Source organism: Streptomyces sp. NPDC048612 (assembly GCF_043199295.1).
In the GTDB taxonomy this organism is placed as follows: Bacteria; Actinomycetota; Actinomycetes; order Streptomycetales; family Streptomycetaceae; genus Streptomyces.
This window is the reverse complement of sequence record NZ_JBICVV010000001.1, coordinates 669,254-687,314: the sequence shown is the minus strand read 5'-3', so window position 1 is coordinate 687,314 and position 18,061 is coordinate 669,254. Positions and strand designations below refer to the sequence as shown.

The 18,061-nt window shown below is 71.7% G+C and carries 19 protein-coding genes; 12 read left to right on the top strand and 7 right to left on the bottom strand.

From position 1 onward, the window contains the following. Positions 1-286: 286 nt before the first annotated feature. From ACGFN2_RS02870 to ACGFN2_RS02855, 4 genes are all read right to left on the bottom strand, one after another. Complete coding sequence (locus ACGFN2_RS02870; RefSeq protein ID WP_393357025.1) at positions 287-1,168, bottom strand: hypothetical protein; 882 nt, start codon at positions 1,166-1,168, stop codon at positions 287-289. Positions 1,169-1,252: 84 nt separating this feature from the next. Next, the gene (locus tag ACGFN2_RS02865; RefSeq protein ID WP_362609863.1) at positions 1,253-1,483 is read right to left on the bottom strand and encodes a hypothetical protein; all 231 of its coding nucleotides are present in this window, start codon (positions 1,481-1,483) and stop codon (positions 1,253-1,255) included. Positions 1,484-1,485: 2 nt separating this feature from the next. Beyond that, positions 1,486-1,737 (bottom strand): DUF6400 family protein, encoded by a 252-nt coding sequence (locus tag ACGFN2_RS02860; RefSeq protein ID WP_362609865.1) that lies wholly within the window; start codon positions 1,735-1,737, stop codon positions 1,486-1,488. A gap of 326 nt (positions 1,738-2,063) precedes the next feature. Continuing rightward, positions 2,064-2,768, bottom strand: coding sequence for a helix-turn-helix domain-containing protein (locus ACGFN2_RS02855; RefSeq protein ID WP_362609867.1), 705 nt, complete (start codon positions 2,766-2,768; stop codon positions 2,064-2,066). Between the two features lie 284 nt (positions 2,769-3,052). Here ACGFN2_RS02855 and ACGFN2_RS02850 point away from each other — a divergent pair, with 284 nt between their 5' ends. Together ACGFN2_RS02850 and ACGFN2_RS02845 are read left to right on the top strand one after the other, a co-directional pair. Beyond that, positions 3,053-4,579 carry an APC family permease gene (locus ACGFN2_RS02850; RefSeq protein ID WP_393357024.1) on the top strand — a complete coding sequence of 509 codons (1,527 nt, stop codon included), beginning with the start codon at positions 3,053-3,055 and terminating at the stop codon, positions 4,577-4,579. A gap of 89 nt (positions 4,580-4,668) precedes the next feature. Continuing rightward, a complete protein-coding gene (locus tag ACGFN2_RS02845; protein ID WP_393357023.1) occupies positions 4,669-6,363 on the top strand; it encodes an amidohydrolase in 1,695 nt (564 codons plus the stop codon). Between the two features lie 126 nt (positions 6,364-6,489). Here the strand turns inward: ACGFN2_RS02845 and ACGFN2_RS02840 are convergent, their stop codons facing one another. Next, the gene (locus tag ACGFN2_RS02840; protein ID WP_362609875.1) at positions 6,490-6,900 is read right to left on the bottom strand and encodes an organic hydroperoxide resistance protein; all 411 of its coding nucleotides are present in this window, start codon (positions 6,898-6,900) and stop codon (positions 6,490-6,492) included. Positions 6,901-7,028: 128 nt separating this feature from the next. Between ACGFN2_RS02840 and ACGFN2_RS02835 the strand changes: the two genes are divergently transcribed. From ACGFN2_RS02835 to ACGFN2_RS02805, 7 genes are all read left to right on the top strand, one after another. Next, the gene (locus tag ACGFN2_RS02835) at positions 7,029-7,490 is read left to right on the top strand and encodes a MarR family transcriptional regulator (protein ID WP_362609878.1); all 462 of its coding nucleotides are present in this window, start codon (positions 7,029-7,031) and stop codon (positions 7,488-7,490) included. 270 nt (positions 7,491-7,760) lie between these two features. Beyond that, positions 7,761-7,994 (top strand): acyl carrier protein, encoded by a 234-nt coding sequence (locus ACGFN2_RS02830; protein WP_362609880.1) that lies wholly within the window; start codon positions 7,761-7,763, stop codon positions 7,992-7,994. Further along, on the top strand, positions 7,991-9,229 hold the full coding sequence (locus tag ACGFN2_RS02825; protein WP_362609882.1) for a beta-ketoacyl-[acyl-carrier-protein] synthase family protein: 1,239 nt from the start codon (positions 7,991-7,993) through the stop codon (positions 9,227-9,229). Before ACGFN2_RS02830 ends, ACGFN2_RS02825 begins: the two co-directional genes overlap by 4 nt. A 62-nt stretch (positions 9,230-9,291) precedes the next feature. Continuing rightward, positions 9,292-10,191: an alpha/beta hydrolase gene (locus tag ACGFN2_RS02820; RefSeq protein WP_362609883.1), complete on the top strand. Its 900-nt coding sequence runs from the start codon at positions 9,292-9,294 to the stop codon at positions 10,189-10,191. Positions 10,192-10,248: 57 nt separating this feature from the next. Next, positions 10,249-10,563 carry a metalloregulator ArsR/SmtB family transcription factor gene (locus ACGFN2_RS02815; RefSeq protein ID WP_362609885.1) on the top strand — a complete coding sequence of 105 codons (315 nt, stop codon included), beginning with the start codon at positions 10,249-10,251 and terminating at the stop codon, positions 10,561-10,563. Beyond that, positions 10,560-11,408 (top strand): SRPBCC family protein, encoded by an 849-nt coding sequence (locus ACGFN2_RS02810; RefSeq protein WP_393357019.1) that lies wholly within the window; start codon positions 10,560-10,562, stop codon positions 11,406-11,408. Before ACGFN2_RS02815 ends, ACGFN2_RS02810 begins: the two co-directional genes overlap by 4 nt. A 478-nt stretch (positions 11,409-11,886) precedes the next feature. Beyond that, entirely contained in the window at positions 11,887-12,594 is a 708-nt protein-coding gene (locus tag ACGFN2_RS02805; RefSeq protein WP_393357017.1) for a transglycosylase SLT domain-containing protein, read from the top strand. Between the two features lie 165 nt (positions 12,595-12,759). Here ACGFN2_RS02805 and ACGFN2_RS02800 read toward each other — a convergent pair whose 3' ends face one another. After that, positions 12,760-12,963 (bottom strand): hypothetical protein, encoded by a 204-nt coding sequence (locus ACGFN2_RS02800; protein WP_362615295.1) that lies wholly within the window; start codon positions 12,961-12,963, stop codon positions 12,760-12,762. A 699-nt stretch (positions 12,964-13,662) separates the two neighbouring features. On the opposite strand from ACGFN2_RS02800, the gene ACGFN2_RS02795 reads away from it, so the two are divergent. The 3 genes from ACGFN2_RS02795 to ACGFN2_RS02785 all read left to right on the top strand — a co-directional run bounded on the left by ACGFN2_RS02795 (position 13,663) and on the right by ACGFN2_RS02785 (position 16,228). Continuing rightward, entirely contained in the window at positions 13,663-14,298 is a 636-nt protein-coding gene (locus ACGFN2_RS02795) for a transglycosylase SLT domain-containing protein (protein WP_393357015.1), read from the top strand. A gap of 388 nt (positions 14,299-14,686) precedes the next feature. Continuing rightward, positions 14,687-15,547 carry a lysozyme gene (locus ACGFN2_RS02790; RefSeq protein WP_362609453.1) on the top strand — a complete coding sequence of 287 codons (861 nt, stop codon included), beginning with the start codon at positions 14,687-14,689 and terminating at the stop codon, positions 15,545-15,547. 228 nt (positions 15,548-15,775) lie between these two features. Further along, the gene (locus ACGFN2_RS02785; protein WP_362609450.1) at positions 15,776-16,228 is read left to right on the top strand and encodes a spore-associated protein A; all 453 of its coding nucleotides are present in this window, start codon (positions 15,776-15,778) and stop codon (positions 16,226-16,228) included. A 135-nt stretch (positions 16,229-16,363) separates the two neighbouring features. On the opposite strand, the gene ACGFN2_RS02780 is transcribed toward ACGFN2_RS02785, so the two are convergent. Then, positions 16,364-17,893: an SDR family oxidoreductase gene (locus ACGFN2_RS02780; RefSeq protein WP_393357012.1), complete on the bottom strand. Its 1,530-nt coding sequence runs from the start codon at positions 17,891-17,893 to the stop codon at positions 16,364-16,366. Positions 17,894-18,061: the final 168 nt, after the last annotated feature.

Genomic DNA, 18,061 nt, shown 5'->3' with positions numbered 1-18,061 from the left:
CCCATCTGGCTCGGTAAAGCACCCCAAAGCACCCATCGAACCACCAGATGAAAATCGTCCTGAATGCGCGGCTCCCGGGCCGCTCCGGACCCCGCGCGATGTCATATGCCCTGGCCACGGGCCCGCGTAAAGACGCAAGAAGGATTGTCGGCGCCGCGGGCCACCGGCCCGATCAGTCGCATCGTCGCATTTCCGGGTGGTCATGGACGCGTCCCCCGGCGACGGCTCGGTGCGGTCGTGTGCGCGGGCGCGGGCGCCCCGGAAAGCTCTCGACGAGCCGGCCGGGCTACCGGGCGCCGATGTCGCGCCGTACGGGCTCGTCGAGGTGGGGCAGGCCGATCGGGTTGGGGAAGGGGAGGACATCGGCGGCCAGGATGCGGCGGACCACCGGTTCCAGGCCCTGGAGCAGTCGCCCGGTCTCTGCCTCGGGCAGTGTGCGCAGCAGCCGGGCGGCCAGCCGGTCGGTCGCCTCCTCGATACGGTCCCGTTCCCGCCGGCCGTGGTCGGTGGCATCGCCGTCGGCGTCCACGAGGCCACGGGAGCGCAGCCGGTCGGTCGCGGCGGCCCACTCCTCCTCGGTCCAGCCGCGGTCCTCCCGCATGGTGTCTCTGGGCACCCGGCCGGACGCGGCGGCCAGGACCAGGGCCTCGCAGCCGTCCAGGCCCTCGTCGGCGAGCACGGCATGATGGGCGTCGCCTCTGAACTCCCGGATGGTGGTGGCCAGTTGCCACAGCCGCTCGACGGGGTCGGCGTGGTCGCACAGGGCGCGGTTGGCGGCGAACAGGGGCCGTGCCGTGGCCGGTGCGTCGTCGACGACCGTCTGGAGCGGGGGCAGCAGCTCGGCCGCGGCGTGTTCCAGGTCGGGGTCGATCGCGCGCAGCGCGTGCGCCGCGCGGCTGCCGCGCTCGTCGAGCGCATGGGCCGGGCCGACGATGCTCCAGGCCGCCGGGAGCGCACGGGCGACCATCTGTGGGGCGAACACCCCGAGGACGGCCGTGGCCGCCGCGGGCTCCACGGCCCCCAGAGGAGCGGTGCGCGCGGCGAAATACCCCATCCAGAAGCCCTTGAGACCGAGGTCCCTGCCCAGGTCACGGCACCGCTGGTCGAAGTAGCAGACCGCGTGCAGCGGCTCGGTCAACAGCCAAAGCGCTCGTGCTTGCAGCTCCATGCCCCGCACGCTACCGCCGCCCGGCCTCCGCCGCAGCGCACCGGACGCGGAGGCCTCCCGCCCCTTTGGCCGGCGGGGTCGGTGTCACCCGCCGTTGCGGCCGCCGGCTCCGAAGCCCGACTCCCAGGCCCACAGGTGGGTGCAGTTGGGGCACTGCAGATGCAGCACACTGCCCTTGTTCGACAGGAGGTAGCGCCAGTGGTCGGCACAGGTGCGGCCGTCGCTGCAGGTGCCGCAGCCCTGGTGGTCCTGGCAGCGGGGGCAGGGGACCCAGGCGCGGCGGCCGATGTCGGCGGTGGGGTCGAGCGGCAGCATGCTCAGGCCTGCCCGGAGGCCGGCAGCACCCCGGCGGCGACCAGCGCGTCGTAGGTGGCCTGCTGCTCCGCGTCCAGACCGGAGTAGAGCAGCCGGTACGCCTCCGCCTCGCTCTCCATCACCGCGAGCGGGTCCCAGGTGTCGCCCAGCGCCGCGAGCACTTCGGTCCGCCGCTGGGTTTCGTGCGCGGTGAGGTCGACCTCGAAGGTCCGGTGGTCCGGTATCCGGGGTTCCGAGGTGTTGCGGTCGTTCATGGTGCGCGTCCCATGCCACTTGCGGATGATTCGGACGTGTCTATCAAGTGGGACGGCACTGAGGAAGCGTCAGGGAGGGAGGGGAGGGTGCGGGGGCCGGGGAGCGGGAGGGGAGGTGGCGCAGCGTGACGCGATGAACTGCACGAGATAGGGACAATTCAGGAATATTTGGCGGGCCGCTTTCTCGCCGTACGTCCCATTTCGTCGATCCACCCGGGAATGTGTGTGCGTGATGGAATTCATCTCCCGGCCGGCGCTTTTCACGGTCCCGTACGACCCTGCGGGCCGGCCCTCCCCGCCGCTTGACGGCCTTCGCCTCGCGGACGTCACCTCGACCGTTCCGCCGCCTCCTGCCGCATCGCCGCGATGAGCAGGTCGAGGGCGGGCTCGACGGCCGAGCCCCCCATGAGCGGCAGATGCTCCCGTACGCGGTGCAGGACGGGGAACTCGTCGGCCGGCAGGTTGCCGTACTCGTCCTGCCAGGCCTGTTCGTCCGCCGTGCGCTGGGCGGGAGCCAGGCGCAGGACCCCGGCGTCCAGGGCGGCATGGCCGAGGACGGTGTCCACCAGGGCGTGGTAGTGGCGGACGGCGGTGGCGGCGTCGAAGCCGGCCTGGAGCAGCAGGCCGATCCCCGTGTCGACCGCGCGCTGCTCATGGGGCCGGCGGGTGACCCGGACGGTGCTGAACACGGCGATCTGCGGGTGGCGCAGCGCGGAGCGGTAGGCCCGCATGCCGAGGTCGCGCAGGTCGGCGGCCCAGTCGCCGGTGGGGGCGAAGCCGGCCAAGGACTCGCCGATGAGCCGGTCGGCCAGTGCCAGCAGCAGATCCTCGGTGTTGCGGAAGTAGCGGTAGACGGCGGAGGGGTCGGCGCCCAGCGCCGCGCCGAGTTTGCGCACGGTGAAGGCCTGCGCCCCCTGGGCGTCGATGAGTTCGCAGGCGGCGTCGACGATGAGGTCGGCCGACAGGACCACGCCGGAACTGGTCGGCCGGCGCCGCTTGCGCTCGGCCGGGACCCGCTCGCTCTCCGCCATGCCGCACCCCTCCGCCTCGCCGCGCCCCGGCTCCTGGCCCTTCCGGAGCAAGTTAATCACCAGGTTACGTCAACACCGTTGACACAAGAATGATCGGCCTGTTTTATCGGCGGACATACACGGACCGCCACGGTGCCGCACCCCGCACCACCCCCCCTCCGCACGAGGCGGCCGGGCCCCGATCCCGGGCCCGGTCCGCGTCGCCCTGCACCTCCGCCCGCACCTCCCCCTCCCCAGGTCCGGCCGCGACCGGACCGGCCCCGCCCGTCCAAGGAGTGAGTGCCATGCCTTCCCCAGTGCAGCAGGAACCCGGCCCGGCGAGGATGCGCCGGTCGCTGGGGGTGAAGGACGGGGTGGCGATCGCCGCGTCGAGCACCGCCGCGACCACCAGCATCGGGATCGGCATGGGCACCCTGGCCGCGTACGCCGGACGGCAGACGCCCGCCCTGTTGCTGCTGGCCTTCGTGCCCATCCTCGGCATCGCGCTGTCGTACGCCCGGCTCAACCGCAGCGAGCCGAACTGCGGCAGCGGCTACACCTGGGTGGGCCGGTCCATCGGCCCCTGGCCCGGATTCCTGACCGGCTGGGTGGTGCTGGTCGGCAACGTGATCTTCATGGCGTACACGGGGACGGTGACCGGCTCCGTCGTGCTCCAGTTCCTCAACAAACTGGGCCTGTACAGCGTCTGGGGGCTCCGGCTGGACCCGGCGTCGACCGGTGTCAGCACCGCGGTGGGACTGGTCGCGCTGGTCGTCGTCACCGTCACCGCCATCACGGGGGTGCGCGCCGCGACCCGGCTGCAGATGGCGCTGCTGATCTTCGAGTACGTGGTCCTGCTGGTCTTCTGCGGCTATGCCCTGCTCATCGGCGACCAGCCGTTCTCGCTGTCCTGGCTCAACCCGCTGGAGATCGGGTCGATGCAGGGGGTGGCCCAGGGGATGGTGCTGGCGGTGTTCTTCTACTGGGGCTGGGACGCCGCGTTCAGCGTCAACGAGGAGACCCGCAACTCCACCGACGCGGCCCGCGGCGGACTGATCGCGCTGGTGGCGATGATGGGCCTGTTCCTCGTCGGCGCGTTCGCCTTCCAGCGGGTGATGAGCACCGGGGAACTCGTGCACAACGGGCCGCAGGCGCTCACCTTCCTCGGCGGCAAGCTGGCCCCGGAGCCCTGGGCCTCGCTGCCCCTGGCCGCCCTGATGTGCTCCGCCTTCGCCTCCCTCCAGTCGAGCGTCATCCCGACCGCCCGCGGGACACTGGCGATGGCCCGCGACCGGACGCTGGGTCCGGTGTGGCAGCGGGTGCACCCGCGCTACGGCTCGCCCGCCGTCGGCACCCTGCTGATCATGGCCCTCGCCGCGCTGCTCGCTGTGCTCGCGGTCGGCATCCCCAAGCTCAACGACATGATCCTCACGGCCGTCAACTCGATCGGTCTGACCGTGGCCCTCTACTACGGACTCACCGCGCTCGCCTGTGCGGTGCGCTTCCGGGACAGCCTGCGCGCCGGAGCCGTGCGGGCGCTCCGGGACGTGGTCGTGCCGGCGGTCAGCGCGCTGTCGTTGTTCGGGCTCGGCGGCTACCTCGTCTGGGACTACGCGACCATGAGCGACCACTTCGAGGCGAGCCCCGACAACGGCTGGTTCATGCTGCTGCTCCCCACCCTCTTCGTGCTGGCCGGGCTGGCGACCGCCGCCTGGGCCAAGTGGATACGCCACGCCCCGTACTTCCACACCGGGCAGGGCACGGACGCCGAGGCGATCGCGCTGCCGATGGACGGGGACGGCCGTCCGCTCCCGAGTCCCGTGGAGGGCTGACCTCGCCCCATCCGCCCCCTTCGCCTCTCCCCTACGAGCCCTTCGCGGCCACCACGCCACACTCCCCACACCACTGGAGCACTCACCCCATGGATCTGAGCACCACCCCGGACGACCGCACCCCCGACTCCGCCGACGGCGGGACCGCCGACCTGGTTTTCGTCGGCGGTCCCGTGCACACCGTCGACTCCGCGCGCACTCGGGCGAGCGCGCTGGCCGTGCGCGGCGACCGCATCCTGGCCGTCGGGCACGAGGAGGAGGTCCGCCCGCTGATCGGGCCCGCCACGGAGGTCGTCGATCTGCACGGCAAGCTGCTGATCCCCGGCTTCCAGGACGCGCATGTCCACCCGGTCGGCGGCGGGCGGGAGTTGGCCCTCTGCGACCTGAGCGCGGCGGTCACCGCCGAGGCGTACCGGGAACTGATCGCCTCGTACGCGGCGGAGCACCCGGAGGCCGCCTGGATCACGGGCGGCGGCTGGTCGATGGAGGCGTTCCCCGGCGGCATGCCGACCCGCGAGTTCCTGGACGCGCTGGTACCCGACCGTCCGGTGTTCCTGGTCAACCGCGACCACCACGGCGGCTGGGCCAACTCCTGTGCCCTGGAACGGGCCGGGCTCACCGACCGTACGCCGGACCCGGCCGACGGGCGGATCGAGCGGGACGCCGACGGCCGTCCGACCGGCATGCTCCAGGAAGGCGCCATGCAGCTGGTGGCCGGCCTGATCCCGGACCCGACGCCCGAGGAGCAGACCGAGGGGCTGCTCCGGGCCCAGCAGCTGCTCCACAGCTACGGAGTGACCGCCTGGCAGGACGCGATGCTGGGCTATGCCCCCGGCATGCCGGACGCCACCCCCGCCTATGTGGCCGCCCGGCGCGACGGGAAGCTCACCGCGCGGGTGACCGGGGCGCTGTGGTGGGACCGTGCCCGCGGCGCGGAACAGATCCCCGAACTCATCGCGCGTCGGGCCGAGTTGACCGAGGGCCGGCTGCGGGCGACCAGCGTCAAGATCATGCAGGACGGCATCGCAGAGAACCACACGGCCGCCATGCTCACCCCCTACCTCACCGCCTGTGGCTGCGCCTCCGACAACAGCGGCATCTCGTTCATCGACCCCGAGGCCCTGCAGGCCTATGTCACCCAGCTGGACGCGGAAGGCTTCCAGGTGCACTTCCACGCCCTGGGCGACCGGGCCGTCCGTGAGGCGCTGAACGCCGTCGAGGCGGCCCGCCGGACGAACGGGCTGCGCGACACCCGGCCGCACCTGGCCCACCTCCAGGTCGTGCACCCCGAGGACGTGCCGCGCTTCCGCCGGCTCGGGGCGACCGCGAACATCCAGGCGCTGTGGGCGGCCCACGAGCCGCAGATGGACGAGTTGACCATCCCCTTCCTGGGGCCCCAGCGCACCACCTGGCAGTACCCGTTCGGCGATCTGCTGCGCTCGGGCGCCACCCTGGCGGCGGGCAGCGACTGGCCGGTCAGCTCCCCCGACCCGATCGCCGCCCTGCATGTCGCGGTGAACCGCCGGACGCCGGAGGACCCGTCGGCGCCGGTCTTCCTGCCCGAGCAGCGCATCGACCTGGGGGCGGCGCTCGCCGCGTACACGGCCGGCAGCGCCTACGCCAACCACCTCGACGAGACCGGCACCCTCCAGCCGGGGAAGCTGGCCGACCTCGTGGTGCTGGACCGCGACCCGTTCGACGGCGCCGACGAGGAGATCGCCGCGACCCGGGTGCTCCAGACGTTCGTGGGCGGACAGCGGGTGTACGCGGCCGGGGACGCCTGAGCGGGCGGAGCGGCGGGCCCGGCCGGTCGGACGCACCGACGGGCCGGGCCTCCCGCGCCCTCCGCCGCCCCGGCGCGGCCCTCCGCTCCCCGCGGTTCCGGGGCCGGTCCGCCGGGCGCCACGCCCCTACTCGATGACCAGCTCGACGTCGATGTTGCCGCGGGTGGCCTTGGAGTACGGGCAGTACTGGTGGGTCGCCTCGACCAGCTGCCGGCCGGTCTCGCCCGCGAGGGCCTCCGGCAGCTCCACCCGCATGACGACGCCCAGGCCGAAGCCGGTGTCGTCCTTGCCGAGAGAGACCTCGGCGGTGACCGAGACGTCCTTGGTGTCGAGCTTCATCTGCCGGCCGACATTGGCCATCGCGCTGGCGAAGCAGGCCGCGTAACCGGCGGCGAAGAGCTGCTCCGGGTTGGTGCCGGCGCCGTTGCCGCCGAGCTCGGGCGGCATGGCCAGGGCCAGGTCGATCCGGCCGTCGGAGCTGACGGCCCGGCCCTCACGGCCATTGGCGGTGGCGACAGCGGTGTACAGCGCGTCCATCACGGTTCCCCTTCACTAGCGCGGCGGCCGTCTCCCGGCCGCCCGACGTGCACCACAGTTGCACACATCTAAATTGCGCGCAACTAAGTTGTGCACAACTAAATAGCGTGGCGAGCTAACCTGGGGCCATGACCCCTGCGACCAGGCCCCCGGTACCCGACGCCGAACTGCTCCGCCTCGACCACCAGGTCTGCTTCTCCCTGCACGCCGCCTCGCGCGCCTTCGGGGGCGTCTACCGGGACGCCCTCAAGGCCCTGGGCCTGACCTACCCCCAATACCTGGTCATGCTGGTCCTGTGGGAACACGGCCCCCAGCCGGTCAAAACCCTCGGCGAACGGCTCCGGCTGGACTCCGGCACCCTCTCCCCGCTCCTCAAACGGCTGGAGTCGGCCGGCCTGGTCCGCCGCGAACGGAGCACCGAGGACGAGCGGTCGGTCACCATCCACCTCACCCCGGACGGCGACGGGCTGCGCGAGCAGGCGCTGCCGGTCCCCCGCAGGATGCTGGCCGCGACCGGCCTGACCCTTGAAGAACTGCGCACCCTCCAGGGCCTGTTGGGCCGGGTCACCCGCGCCCTCGACGAGGCCTGACCCCGGGCGCTCCCCCGGTCCGCCGGCCGCGGCCCCGTACCTCCCGGCGGTCCGCGGCGTTACGTACGTAGGTGCTTTCCGCGGTGTCCGCAAGGCGAGGTGCGGACACGTTCTCCACCCCGGTCGCTCATCACCCCATTGAGCTACCAAGGTTGGGGAGTCATCGGCGCAAAGGCGTATAAAGGGTGGTCAAACCAGCCGGAGCCGCCGGTGATATCCCGCCCACGACGCGGTTGGCAGCATCGCCTACGACAAGCGGAGGAGCGCCACGTGAATGCGGCAGAAGTTGTCAACACCTTGCTGGTCCAACGATTCGGGGTTTCCCCCGCCGACATCACCGACGAGACCGCGCTGCGCAGCCTGCGCCTGGACTCCCTGGCGCTGGAGGAGCTCCGCGTCCTGATCGAGGAGCGGCTGGACATCGACCTCGACGAGGTGGCGCTGACCCCGCGGAACACCGTGGGCCAGCTGGTGGCGGCCGTCGACGGCTACGTGCCGGCATGACGGCCCGCCAGGAGCCGTTCTCCGCGGCCGTGACAGGACTGGGGCTGGTGACCGCGGCGGGCGTGGGGGCGAAGGCCACCTGGCACTCGGTCACCCAGGAGACCGTGCCCGGCGGGGTGAGCCATCAGGAAGAACTCGCCGATCTGCCCTGCGACTTCATGTACACCATCCCGGATCTGGACACGACCGAGCTGCTCGGTGTGGCCACCCAGCGGCTGATGGACCGCTTCTCCCAGCTCGCGGTGATCGCCGCCCGGGAGGCCGTCGCCGACGCCGGCCTCGACCCGGAGTCCTGGGACAGCAGCCGGGTCGCGGTGGTCATCGGCTCCGCGCACGGCGGGCTGCCCTTCTACGACCAGCAGCATGTCGCGATGGCCCGGCGCGGTGCCCGCCGGGTCTCCCCCAAGCTCGCCCCGCTGACCGTCGTCAACAGCGCCGCCAGCAGCGTCTGCATGGACCTCGGCGCGCAGGGCCCCAGCATGGGCGTGGCGACGGCGTGCTCCTCCGGCACGGTCGCCGTGGGCACCGCACACCAGCTGCTGCGCGCCGGGGTCTGCGACATCGCCGTCGCCGGCGGTGCGGAGTCGGTGCTCTCCCGGCTGCTGATCGCCAGCGCCTGCCAGATGAAGGCGGTCTCCACCCGCCGGGACGACCCCAGCGCGGCCTGCCGCCCCTTCGACGTGGACCGGGACGGCTTCGTGGTCGGCGAGGGCGCCGGGCTGCTCGTCCTGGAGCGGCCCGAGCACGCGCGCGCCCGCCGGGCGCCCGTCCGGGCCCACATCCGCGGCTACGGCGCGTCCAGCGACGCCTACGCGGCGGTCGCCCCGGACCCCGAGGGCAACGGCATCGAGCGGGCGCTGCGCAGTGCGCTGGCGGACGCGCAGCTGCAGGGCCGGGACGTCGGCCATGTCAATGCGCACGGCACCTCGACGGTGGTGAACGACCGCGTGGAGGCCACCGTGCTGCGGCGGGTACTCGGCGACCAGCCGCTGGTCACCTCGACGAAGGCGATGACCGGGCACGCGCTGGGCGCCGCCGGCGGGATCGAGACCGCGCTCACCGTGCTCGCCCTGGAACAGCAGCTGGTGCCGCCGACCGCCAACCTCGAAGTTCCCGATCCGCGCATCCCGGTCGACATCGTGCGCGGCGAGGCCCGGCAGGCGGCGTTCGACTGCGCGGTCAAGACATCGCTCGGCTTCGGCGGGCACAACGCCGCACTCGTACTGACCCGCTAGACCACCACCGCGCGCCGCTCCAGCGCGCTCTCTCCCGCCGGTGCCCCGAGAAGGAATCTGCCATGTCCGAGGAAACGATCCGTTCTTTGTCGGTGCACGGGGTGTCCTACTCCTACCGGCGGCTGCGCCAGCCGGGGCGGATCACCGAGCCCGTACTGGTGCTGGGCGGCGCGCTGCAGGGGATGTACGGCTGGCCGCAGATGGAGGACCACGTCGGGCCGGTGGCCGACGTGGTCACCGCGGACCTCCCGGGCATGGGCAGCGCCGACCCGCTCCCGCCGGGACCGAGCATCGATCTCGCGTGCGCGGCGATCGAGCACATCATCGATGATCTGGACGTCCCGCGGATCAACCTCTTCGGGTTCTCGTACGGGGCGGGTCTGGCCTACGGGTGCGCCCGGCGGTTCCCCGGGCGGATCGCGCGGCTCGCCCTCGGCGGGGTGCCGGCGCACATCAGCGACGCCCAGGTCGAGCTGTGGCGGCGGGCCTCCGAGCATCTCGCCCAGGGGGACATCGAGGCCTTCGCCACCCTGGTCGCGCAGGGCCTGATGTGCCTCGACGACCGGCGGCACGTCGCCCGCCGGAAGCTGGCCTACCGCTATGTCCGGCGCTCGATGCTGCATGCGGCCCGGAACTCCGCGCACGCGGTCGACTCGCTGCAACGGGGACTCTCGGACCGGCCGGACTTCTCCGGCGGCCTGACCGATGTCCCCACCCTGGTCTTCAGCGGTGAGCACGACACGGTGACCTCCCCGGCCCGGCAGCGGGACTTCGCGGCCACCATCCCGGGCAGCCGCTTTCTGACGATTCCCGACGCCGATCACTGGGTGGTGCTCGAACGTCCGCAGGAGGTCGCGGACTTGGCGGCCCGGTTCTTCACCGACGGGCCGCTCAGCTCGGCGCCCTGCCTGGCGCCGGTGGTGCGCGAGGAGCCGTCGACGGCCGATCCCGCGTGTGTGTGAGCCCTGGCCGGGCGACATTCCCTTGAAGCTATATAACCGTAGGGGCATGATGGGTCCATGCCCCTACCGTTCGACGTACTCGCGGAGCCGAGCCGGCGCAAGATCCTCGACCTGCTGCTGGAGCGTCCGCGGCTGGTCGGCGAGCTGACCCAGCAGCTCGGGCTGAGCCAGCCCGGCACCTCCAAGCACCTCCGGGTGCTGCGCGAGGCCGGGCTCGTCCGGGTCCGGCAGGACGCCCAGCGCCGCTGGTACGAGCTGCGGCCCGAGCCCCTGGCCGAGCTGGACGCCTGGCTCGCGCACTACCGGCATCTGTGGACCGGGAGGCTCGACGCCCTGGAACGGCATCTCGACGCCATGGAGGACGACCGATGAACCCGCACTCCGACACCCTCACCACCGCCGACGGCCGCACCGCGCTGCGCATGGAGCGCCGACTCGCCCATCCGCCCGCGAAGGTCTGGTCGGCGGTCACCGACCCGGCACACCTGCGGCAGTGGTTCCCCTCCGAGGTCACCGTGGACCTCCGGCCCGGCGGCGCGATGACCTTCGCCATGCCCGGCGTGAGCGGCATCGCCATGACCGGCACGGTGACCGACGCCGAGGAGCCCCGGCTGTTCGCCTTCACCTGGGGCGAGGACCATCTGCGCTGGGAGATCACCCAGGACGGCGAGGGCTCGCTGCTGGTCCTGGTGCACACCTTCGGCGACCGGTTCGGCGGGGCCAGCTTCGCCTCCGGCTGGCATCTGTGCCTCACCGCGCTGTCGCAGCTGCTCGACGGCGTCCCGCCCGGGGTCGAGCGGGACGCGGGCGAGCTGCACGAGGCGTACCTGGAGCAGTTCGATCTCGGGCGCGGGGTGGTCGAGGACACCGCGGACGGGCCGCGGGTCCGTTTCGAGCGTCAGCTCGTCCGGCCGGCCGAGGCCGTCTGGGCCGTGCTGACCTCGGGTGACGAGCCGGTCGCGGGGGCGCCCGCACCGGCCGGTTTCACCAGTCGGCAGGCACCGGCCGGGCCCGTCACCGAGGCCGTCGCCCCGACGGTGCTCGCCTACCGCTGGCATCCGGAGGGCACGGTCCGCTGGGAGCTGGGCCAGGGCACCGGCCACGGCCCCCGTCTCGCCCTCACCCAGACCGGCCCGGAGGGCTTCGCCGCCGACGCGGCGCGGGACGCGTGGCATGCACGTATCGAGCAGCTCGCCGCGCGGCTGATGGCGGACTGAATTACCGCCGCCTCCACCACCCTCCCCCTTTACCGCCGCATACTCGCGCCCCCTGTGGAAGTTCACCGGGGGCGCTCGCCATGGGCGCCGCCCGGGCTTGCCGCCGTTGCGGAATTACCGCTTCGCCGTGTGAGCCAGGTAACTCCGCGGCACCGGGAAGCGGAATGCGGCGTCCGCGCCGCGTGATGCCCGGCACGCGACGTACGTCACGTACGAGCATTCCTAGTCGGCGCTCTTCCGGGCGCATACCGAGATGAACGGCATTTACATCGGACATCTCGCCGCATCTCACGAAGATAGGTAGTACAAGGCATCTTTGCCACCATCCTGGGCCCGCGCTAACCATGTTCCGGGTAGCACCGAGAACGACACCGCGATCTCAGCCAGAGCGGCGAAACGCGGCAATGACCCTCGGTCCTCACGCGCCAACCGAAGGCCGTTTCCCCCGCCACCAAGCCCTGGAAGAGGTCACCTCCGCATGCCCAACTTCACCCTGCCCCGCACCGTCCGCATGACCCGCACCCACAAGGTCTCCGCCGCCCTGGTGGCCACCGCCGGCTGCGCCGCCGCGCTGGCCTTCACCGCGGCGCCGGGCGACACCGGGACCACCGACGCCCGCGGTGCCGCCGCGGTCAAGCCGGTCAGCGCCAACGGCATGCCGCTCACGGCGAAGGACCGGGCCGACGACGGCAAGGAGGCCCGCGCGGTCGCCTCGTCCGTCGCCTCCGGCCTCAAGGTGGCCCCGGCCGAGAAGCAGGACCGACCCGCCGAGCAGACCGCCAACCGCTCCATCGAGCGCAAGGCCCTGGTCGCGCCGAAGGCCGCCCCGAAGGCTCCCAAGGCGCACAAGGCCCCCAAGCGCTACGCGAACAACCTGGACGGCTGGATTCGTGAGTCGCTCGACATCATGAAGGCCAAGGGCATACCGGGCTCCTACGAGGGCCTGCACCGCAACATCATGCGGGAGTCCGCCGGTGACCCCAACGCCGTCAACGACTGGGACATCAACGCGATCAACGGAGTGCCCTCCAAGGGCCTGCTCCAGGTGATCCAGCCCACCTTCGACGCCTACCACGTCGCCGGCACGCCCAAGAAGCTCACCGACCCGATCGCCAACATCACGGCAGCCGCCAACTACGCGGCCGACCGCTACGGCTCGATCGACAACGTCGACTCGGCCTACTGAGCCGACGTGACACGACCGTCATGACGGTCGCCACAGACTGATAAGGGTGCCGCACCACGGCCCCGAACACAGCAACGGCAGTGGCCCTGCCCGCGGATCGCGGGCAGGGCCACTGCCGTTGTCAGGTGGTACCGGCGCCGGGCGTCAAGCCTCCGGCGCCGCCGGTCAGTAGCGGTCGCGCCGGTACAGACCGTCACCGAAGAGCGTGTCGAGAACCTCGCTCGCGATACGGAGTCCCTGGCGCTCCTTGGGGGTGAGGCGGTCCTGGTGGCGGCCGTCGACAGGGGCCGCGGCGGCGGCGCCGGTCGCGAGGAAGCCGGTGACGAGCAGACCGGCGAGTACAACGGAAAGACGACGGAGCATCAGCATGTCCCTACGGTGAGTGGTGACGATTGCGGTGCCACCTTCCGGGGCGGACGGCCCGGAGTCATGCGACAGCTCCGGGCGCTGCTGCGAACGGACCAGCGGCACCGCCGTATTGCATGAGCGCAGCCCTCACCAACGGCCGAGCCGGACCGCCCTCCGCCGTCCTCGCGGACACACAACCGGCCACGCCGATCGTGAATCAGCGCACACATTCCCGCCCTTTCGGCCGCCACCCCGGTGCCCCTCGCCACATTTCCCGATTCCCGGTCGGCCGCAGCGGCCCAACAGCCAGATAAATACGCCGTCTCCGCCGTCCGGACCGATACCCCGGAGCGCTAATTCCGGTGTGAGCCAGGCAACTTATGCCGGGGTTCCGAGCGGCCTTTGAGGGCGTTATCGGGTGACCCGAGGCACGCGATGTACGTCACTTACGAGCCTGCCTAGTCGATATCCGTGAGCCCATTCCGGGCCAACGCCGCCGGAAATGCTTATCCCTTCGGTGATCCGGGTTTCTCTCACGAAGATGAGTAGTACAGAGCACCATTGCCTCGATTCGGGACCGGCGTTAACCATGGATTCCGACGCACCGAGAGCGAGTTTGCGAATCACGCCCCAAGGCGATCGCAGCAAAGACCTCCGGAACGTCACGCGCCGCCAAAAAGGCCGCCTCCCCGTCCCCGTACCTGGAAGAGGTCACTCTGCATGCCCAGCTTCACCCTGCCCCGCGCTGCCCGTCTCACCCGTACCCACAAGGTCGCCGTGGCCGTTCTGGCCGCCGCGGGTGCCACCTCGGGCCTGGCCCTCACCTCGGCTCCGGACACCGCTCAGGCCGCTTCTGAGCACTCCCCCGCCGCGGTCAAGCCGGTCAGCGCGAAGGGCCAGCCGGCCAAGGCTGACGACGCCAAGACCGGCCGTCCGGTGACCGCCTCGGTCGCCGACCACGTGAAGGCCGAGAAGCAGCACACCGCCAAGCAGGCCGCCGACCGTTCTGCCGACCGCAAGGCCGTCAAGGACTACCCGAACAACCTGGACGGCTGGATTCGTGAGTCGCTCGACATCATGAAGGCCAAGGGCATCCCCGGCTCCTACGAGGGCCTGCACCGCAACATCATGCGGGAGTCCGCCGGTGACCCCAACGCCGTCAACGACTGGGACATCAACGCGATCAACGGAGTGCCCTCCAAGGGCCTGCTCCAGGTGATCCAGCCCACCTTCGACGCCTACCACGTCGCCGGCACGCCCAACAAGCTCACCGACCCGATCGCCAACATCACGGCAGCCGCCAACTACGCGGCCGACCGCTACGGCTCGATCGACAACGTCGACTCGGCCTACTGAGCCGGCAGAGCGGCATGAACCGTCACCGGCACCCGAAGCCGGCCCGGCCAGATGAGGCCAGGGGCCCGACGGACCACAAGAACGAGCCCGAAGGCTCGGTATAGAGCAGCTTGCGAAGCGGCGGAATGGCGCGTTCGCCGCTGCGCGGTGGAGCGGGTCCCGGCCATGCCGGGGCCCGCTTCGCTCTCCCGTGCGACCCGCGGGGCACGGAACGGGGGCGTGACCCGCCGTTCCCGCCCGCCGGACGGGTGAGATGCAGGGCCGGTCGGCGGACTGACGGGCCATCGGGTCATAGAGTCAGGCAGTTCTGCGTATATGTGTCTTATCGGCAGGATTCTGCTCAAAAGCTGCCGAACCTGACTCAACCGAAGGCCTTCGGAGGCATGCGATGCCCTTGCGCAGATCCGGTCCGGCCCGCCGTACAGTCCCTCTTGCGGCCGGAACTCTCGTTTCTCTCCTCTCCGTGCTCGCTCTGCCCCTCGCGCTGCCCGGCTCCGCCACGGCGTCCGACGCCGAGAAGAGACCCGCCCACCCCGAGCAGGACTGGATGGGTTCCACGATCATGGCCCACGAGGGCAGTGACCGGGCCGGCGGTCTGGGGGCACGGGCCTCGGCCAGAAGAGGTGTGTCCGGCGTCGACGTCTCCAGCCACAACCGCAAGGTCAGCTGGTCGTCGCTGCGCAAGTCCGGGGTGCGCTTCGCGTACGTCAAGGCCACCGAGGGGACCAGCTACACGAACCCGTACTTCACGCAGCAGTACAGGGGCTCGTACAACTCCGGCATGATCCACGGCGCGTACCACTTCGCGTTGCCCGACCACTCCAGCGGAAGCTCCCAGGCGCGCTACTTCGCCGACCACGGCGGCGACTGGTCCCGGGACGGCAGGACGCTGCCCGGCGCGCTCGACATGGAGTACAACCCTTACGGCGCGACCTGCTACGGCATGAGCCACAAGGAAATGGTCAGCTGGATTCGGGACTTCACGCGGACCTACCGGGAGGAGACCGGCCGTCACGCGGTCATCTACACCTCCACCAACTGGTGGAAGCGCTGCACCGGCAACTCCGGCAAGTTCGGCCGGTCGAACCCCCTGTGGATTCCGCGGTACGGCTCGTCCGTGGGCGCGCTGCCGGCCGGCTGGCACTTCCACAGCATCTGGCAGCACACCTCCTCGGGCCACACGGTCGGCGACCGCAACCGCTTCAACGGCTCGTACACCCGCCTCAAGGTCCTCGCCAACGGCAGCTGACCGCACCCACCCGACAGCCGGCCCCCGGCGCGCGACTTCCGGCGCCCGGGGGCCGGCCGCTTTCCCGTGCTTCGACGAGGACGACGGCGGCGCGGGCGGGAAGTCCTTTTCGGACAACTCCTCCGGTGTGCCGGTGAATTCCCGCGGCGGTACAACCATCGGCGGCCGGCCGTCGTCCAACACTGCGAAACAACCACGCGACGCACTTCACCCAACGGGGGGTTTTCCATGAAGCGTTCTCGTGCCATCGCAGGATCGGCGGCGCTGGCCGTGGCCGGTATCGCCACGATGGCGACGGCCACCACCGCGTCCGCCGCACCGGCGGCCGCCGCCGCGTACAACGGCGCCTGCGGAAGCGGCTACAGCGTAGTGAATTCCGTACCGGTCACCGGAAAGGGGACCGTGTACCTGACGTACAGCGCCAAGACCGGAAAGAACTGTGTCGTGACGGTGCGGAACAGCACCGGCAAGCGGGTGAACATGTACGCCTATCTCACGGCCACGGACGGCAGTTCGGACTGGGTTTACGACAGCGGTCAGTACACCTCCTACGCCGGTCCCGTCTATCTGCCCGGAAAGGGCATCTGTGTCGACTGGGGCGGCTCGATCGAGTCGGTCAGCGTCAGCGTGTCCGGCTCCAACTGCGGCCGGATGGCGCCCGGTGTGGTGACCCACCACTGATCGTCCGCGACGGCGGGTTCCCGGGCTGCGCACCCGGGGACCCGCCGTCGTCGTGTCTGCGCACCGGGGAACCTGACCGTCAACTGCCTTGACCGGCCGATGACTTGACGGGAACCGGGGCGCGGCGGACGCCGGTCACTCCGGACGGTTGCGGTGCTCGGTCGCCGCGGCGGCCGCGATGTTGCGGGCCATCCCGCCGAACACCGCGGCGTGGAAGGGCGAGATGGACCACCAGTAGGCATGGCCGGTCAGCCCGTGCGGGTGGAACAGGGCCCGCTGGCCGTAGAGCGTCCGGCCCCGGGCGTCGCGGCCGACCGTCAGTTCCAGCCAGGCCAGGCCGGGCAGCCGCATCTCGGCGCGCAGCCGCAGCAGCCGGCCCGGCTCGACCTCCTCGACACGCCAGAAGTCGAGTGAGTCGCCGACCCGCAGCCGGCCCGCGTCCCGTCGCCCGCGGCGCAGCCCCACCCCGCCGATCAGCCGGTCCAGCCAGCCGCGCACCGCCCAGGCGAGCGGCAGGGAGTACCAGCCGTTGTCGCCGCCGATGCCCTCGACCACCCGCCACAGCACCTCGGGCGGGGCGTCCACCGTCCGCTCCCGGCGGTCGGTGTAGAGGCTGCCGCCCGCCCAGTCGGGGTCGGTCGGCAGCGGATCGCTCGGCGCCCCGGGCACCGCGGCGTTGGACCAGTGGGTGGCGACCTCGGCGTCCCGCACCCGGCGCAGCGCCAGTTCCAGCGCGTCGTCGAAGGCGATGGGGTGACCGGGCGGGTCCGGGTCGGGGACATGGCGGGCGATGTCGTGCTCGTGGCAGACGACCTCGTACCGAAGGGATTCGGCGAGCGGGCGGGCCAGACCCGGCGGCACAGGGGTGACCAGGCCGATCCAGAGGCTGGAGAGGCGCGGGGTGAGCATCGGCACGGGGAGGATCAGCCGCTCGGGCAGTCCGGCGACCCGGGCGTAGCGCTGCATCATGTCGCGGTAGGTGAGGATGTCCGGCCCGCCGATGTCGAAGGCCCGGCTGACGTCGTCGGGGAGACGGGCGCAGCCGACCAGGTAGCGCAGCACATCGCGGACGGCGACCGGCTGGATGCGGGTGCGCACCCAGCTGGGGGTGACCATGACCGGCAGCCGCTCGGTGAGATAGCGCAGCATCTCGAACGAGGCCGAGCCGGAGCCGATGATGACGGCGGCGCGCAGAACGGCGGTGGGGACGCCGGACGCCAGCAGGATGTCCGCGACCTCGGCGCGGGAGCGGAGGTGGGGCGACAGCTCCCGCTCGGGGATGCCCGCGGGGGTGAGACCGCCGAGGTAGACGATCCGGCGGACGCCGGCGGCACGGGCCCGCCGGGCGAAGATGTGCGCGGCCCGGCGGTCGGTGTCCTCGAAGCGGCGGCCGCTGCCCAAGGCGTGCACCAGGTAGTACGCAACGTCGACGCCGGCCATCGCGGCACGGACCGAGTCCTCGTCCGTGACGTCGCCGCGCAGCACCTCCGTCCGCCCGGCCCAGGGGTGATCGCGCAGCTTCTCCGGTGTCCTGGCCAGTGCCCGTACGGCGTATCCGGCCGCCAGCAGCTCGGGGATCAGACGGCCGCCGATGTAGCCGGTGGCGCCGGTGACCAGGGCCCGCGGGCGCGCCGTGGGCTGCGGCGTCTCGCCTGTGCCGGCCATGGGCGCGGCCTCCTCGGGGCTGGTGGCAGCATGATCAGCCTGCCCGGCAAGTCTGTCACCGGTTCCGCTCGGGGGCATCACGGCACGGGGCCGGGGCGAGCGCCGTGGAGGCGGGTGGAACGGGCCCCTGCCGGGGCGGGGCAGGAGGCGTCCCGCCGGGCCGGATCG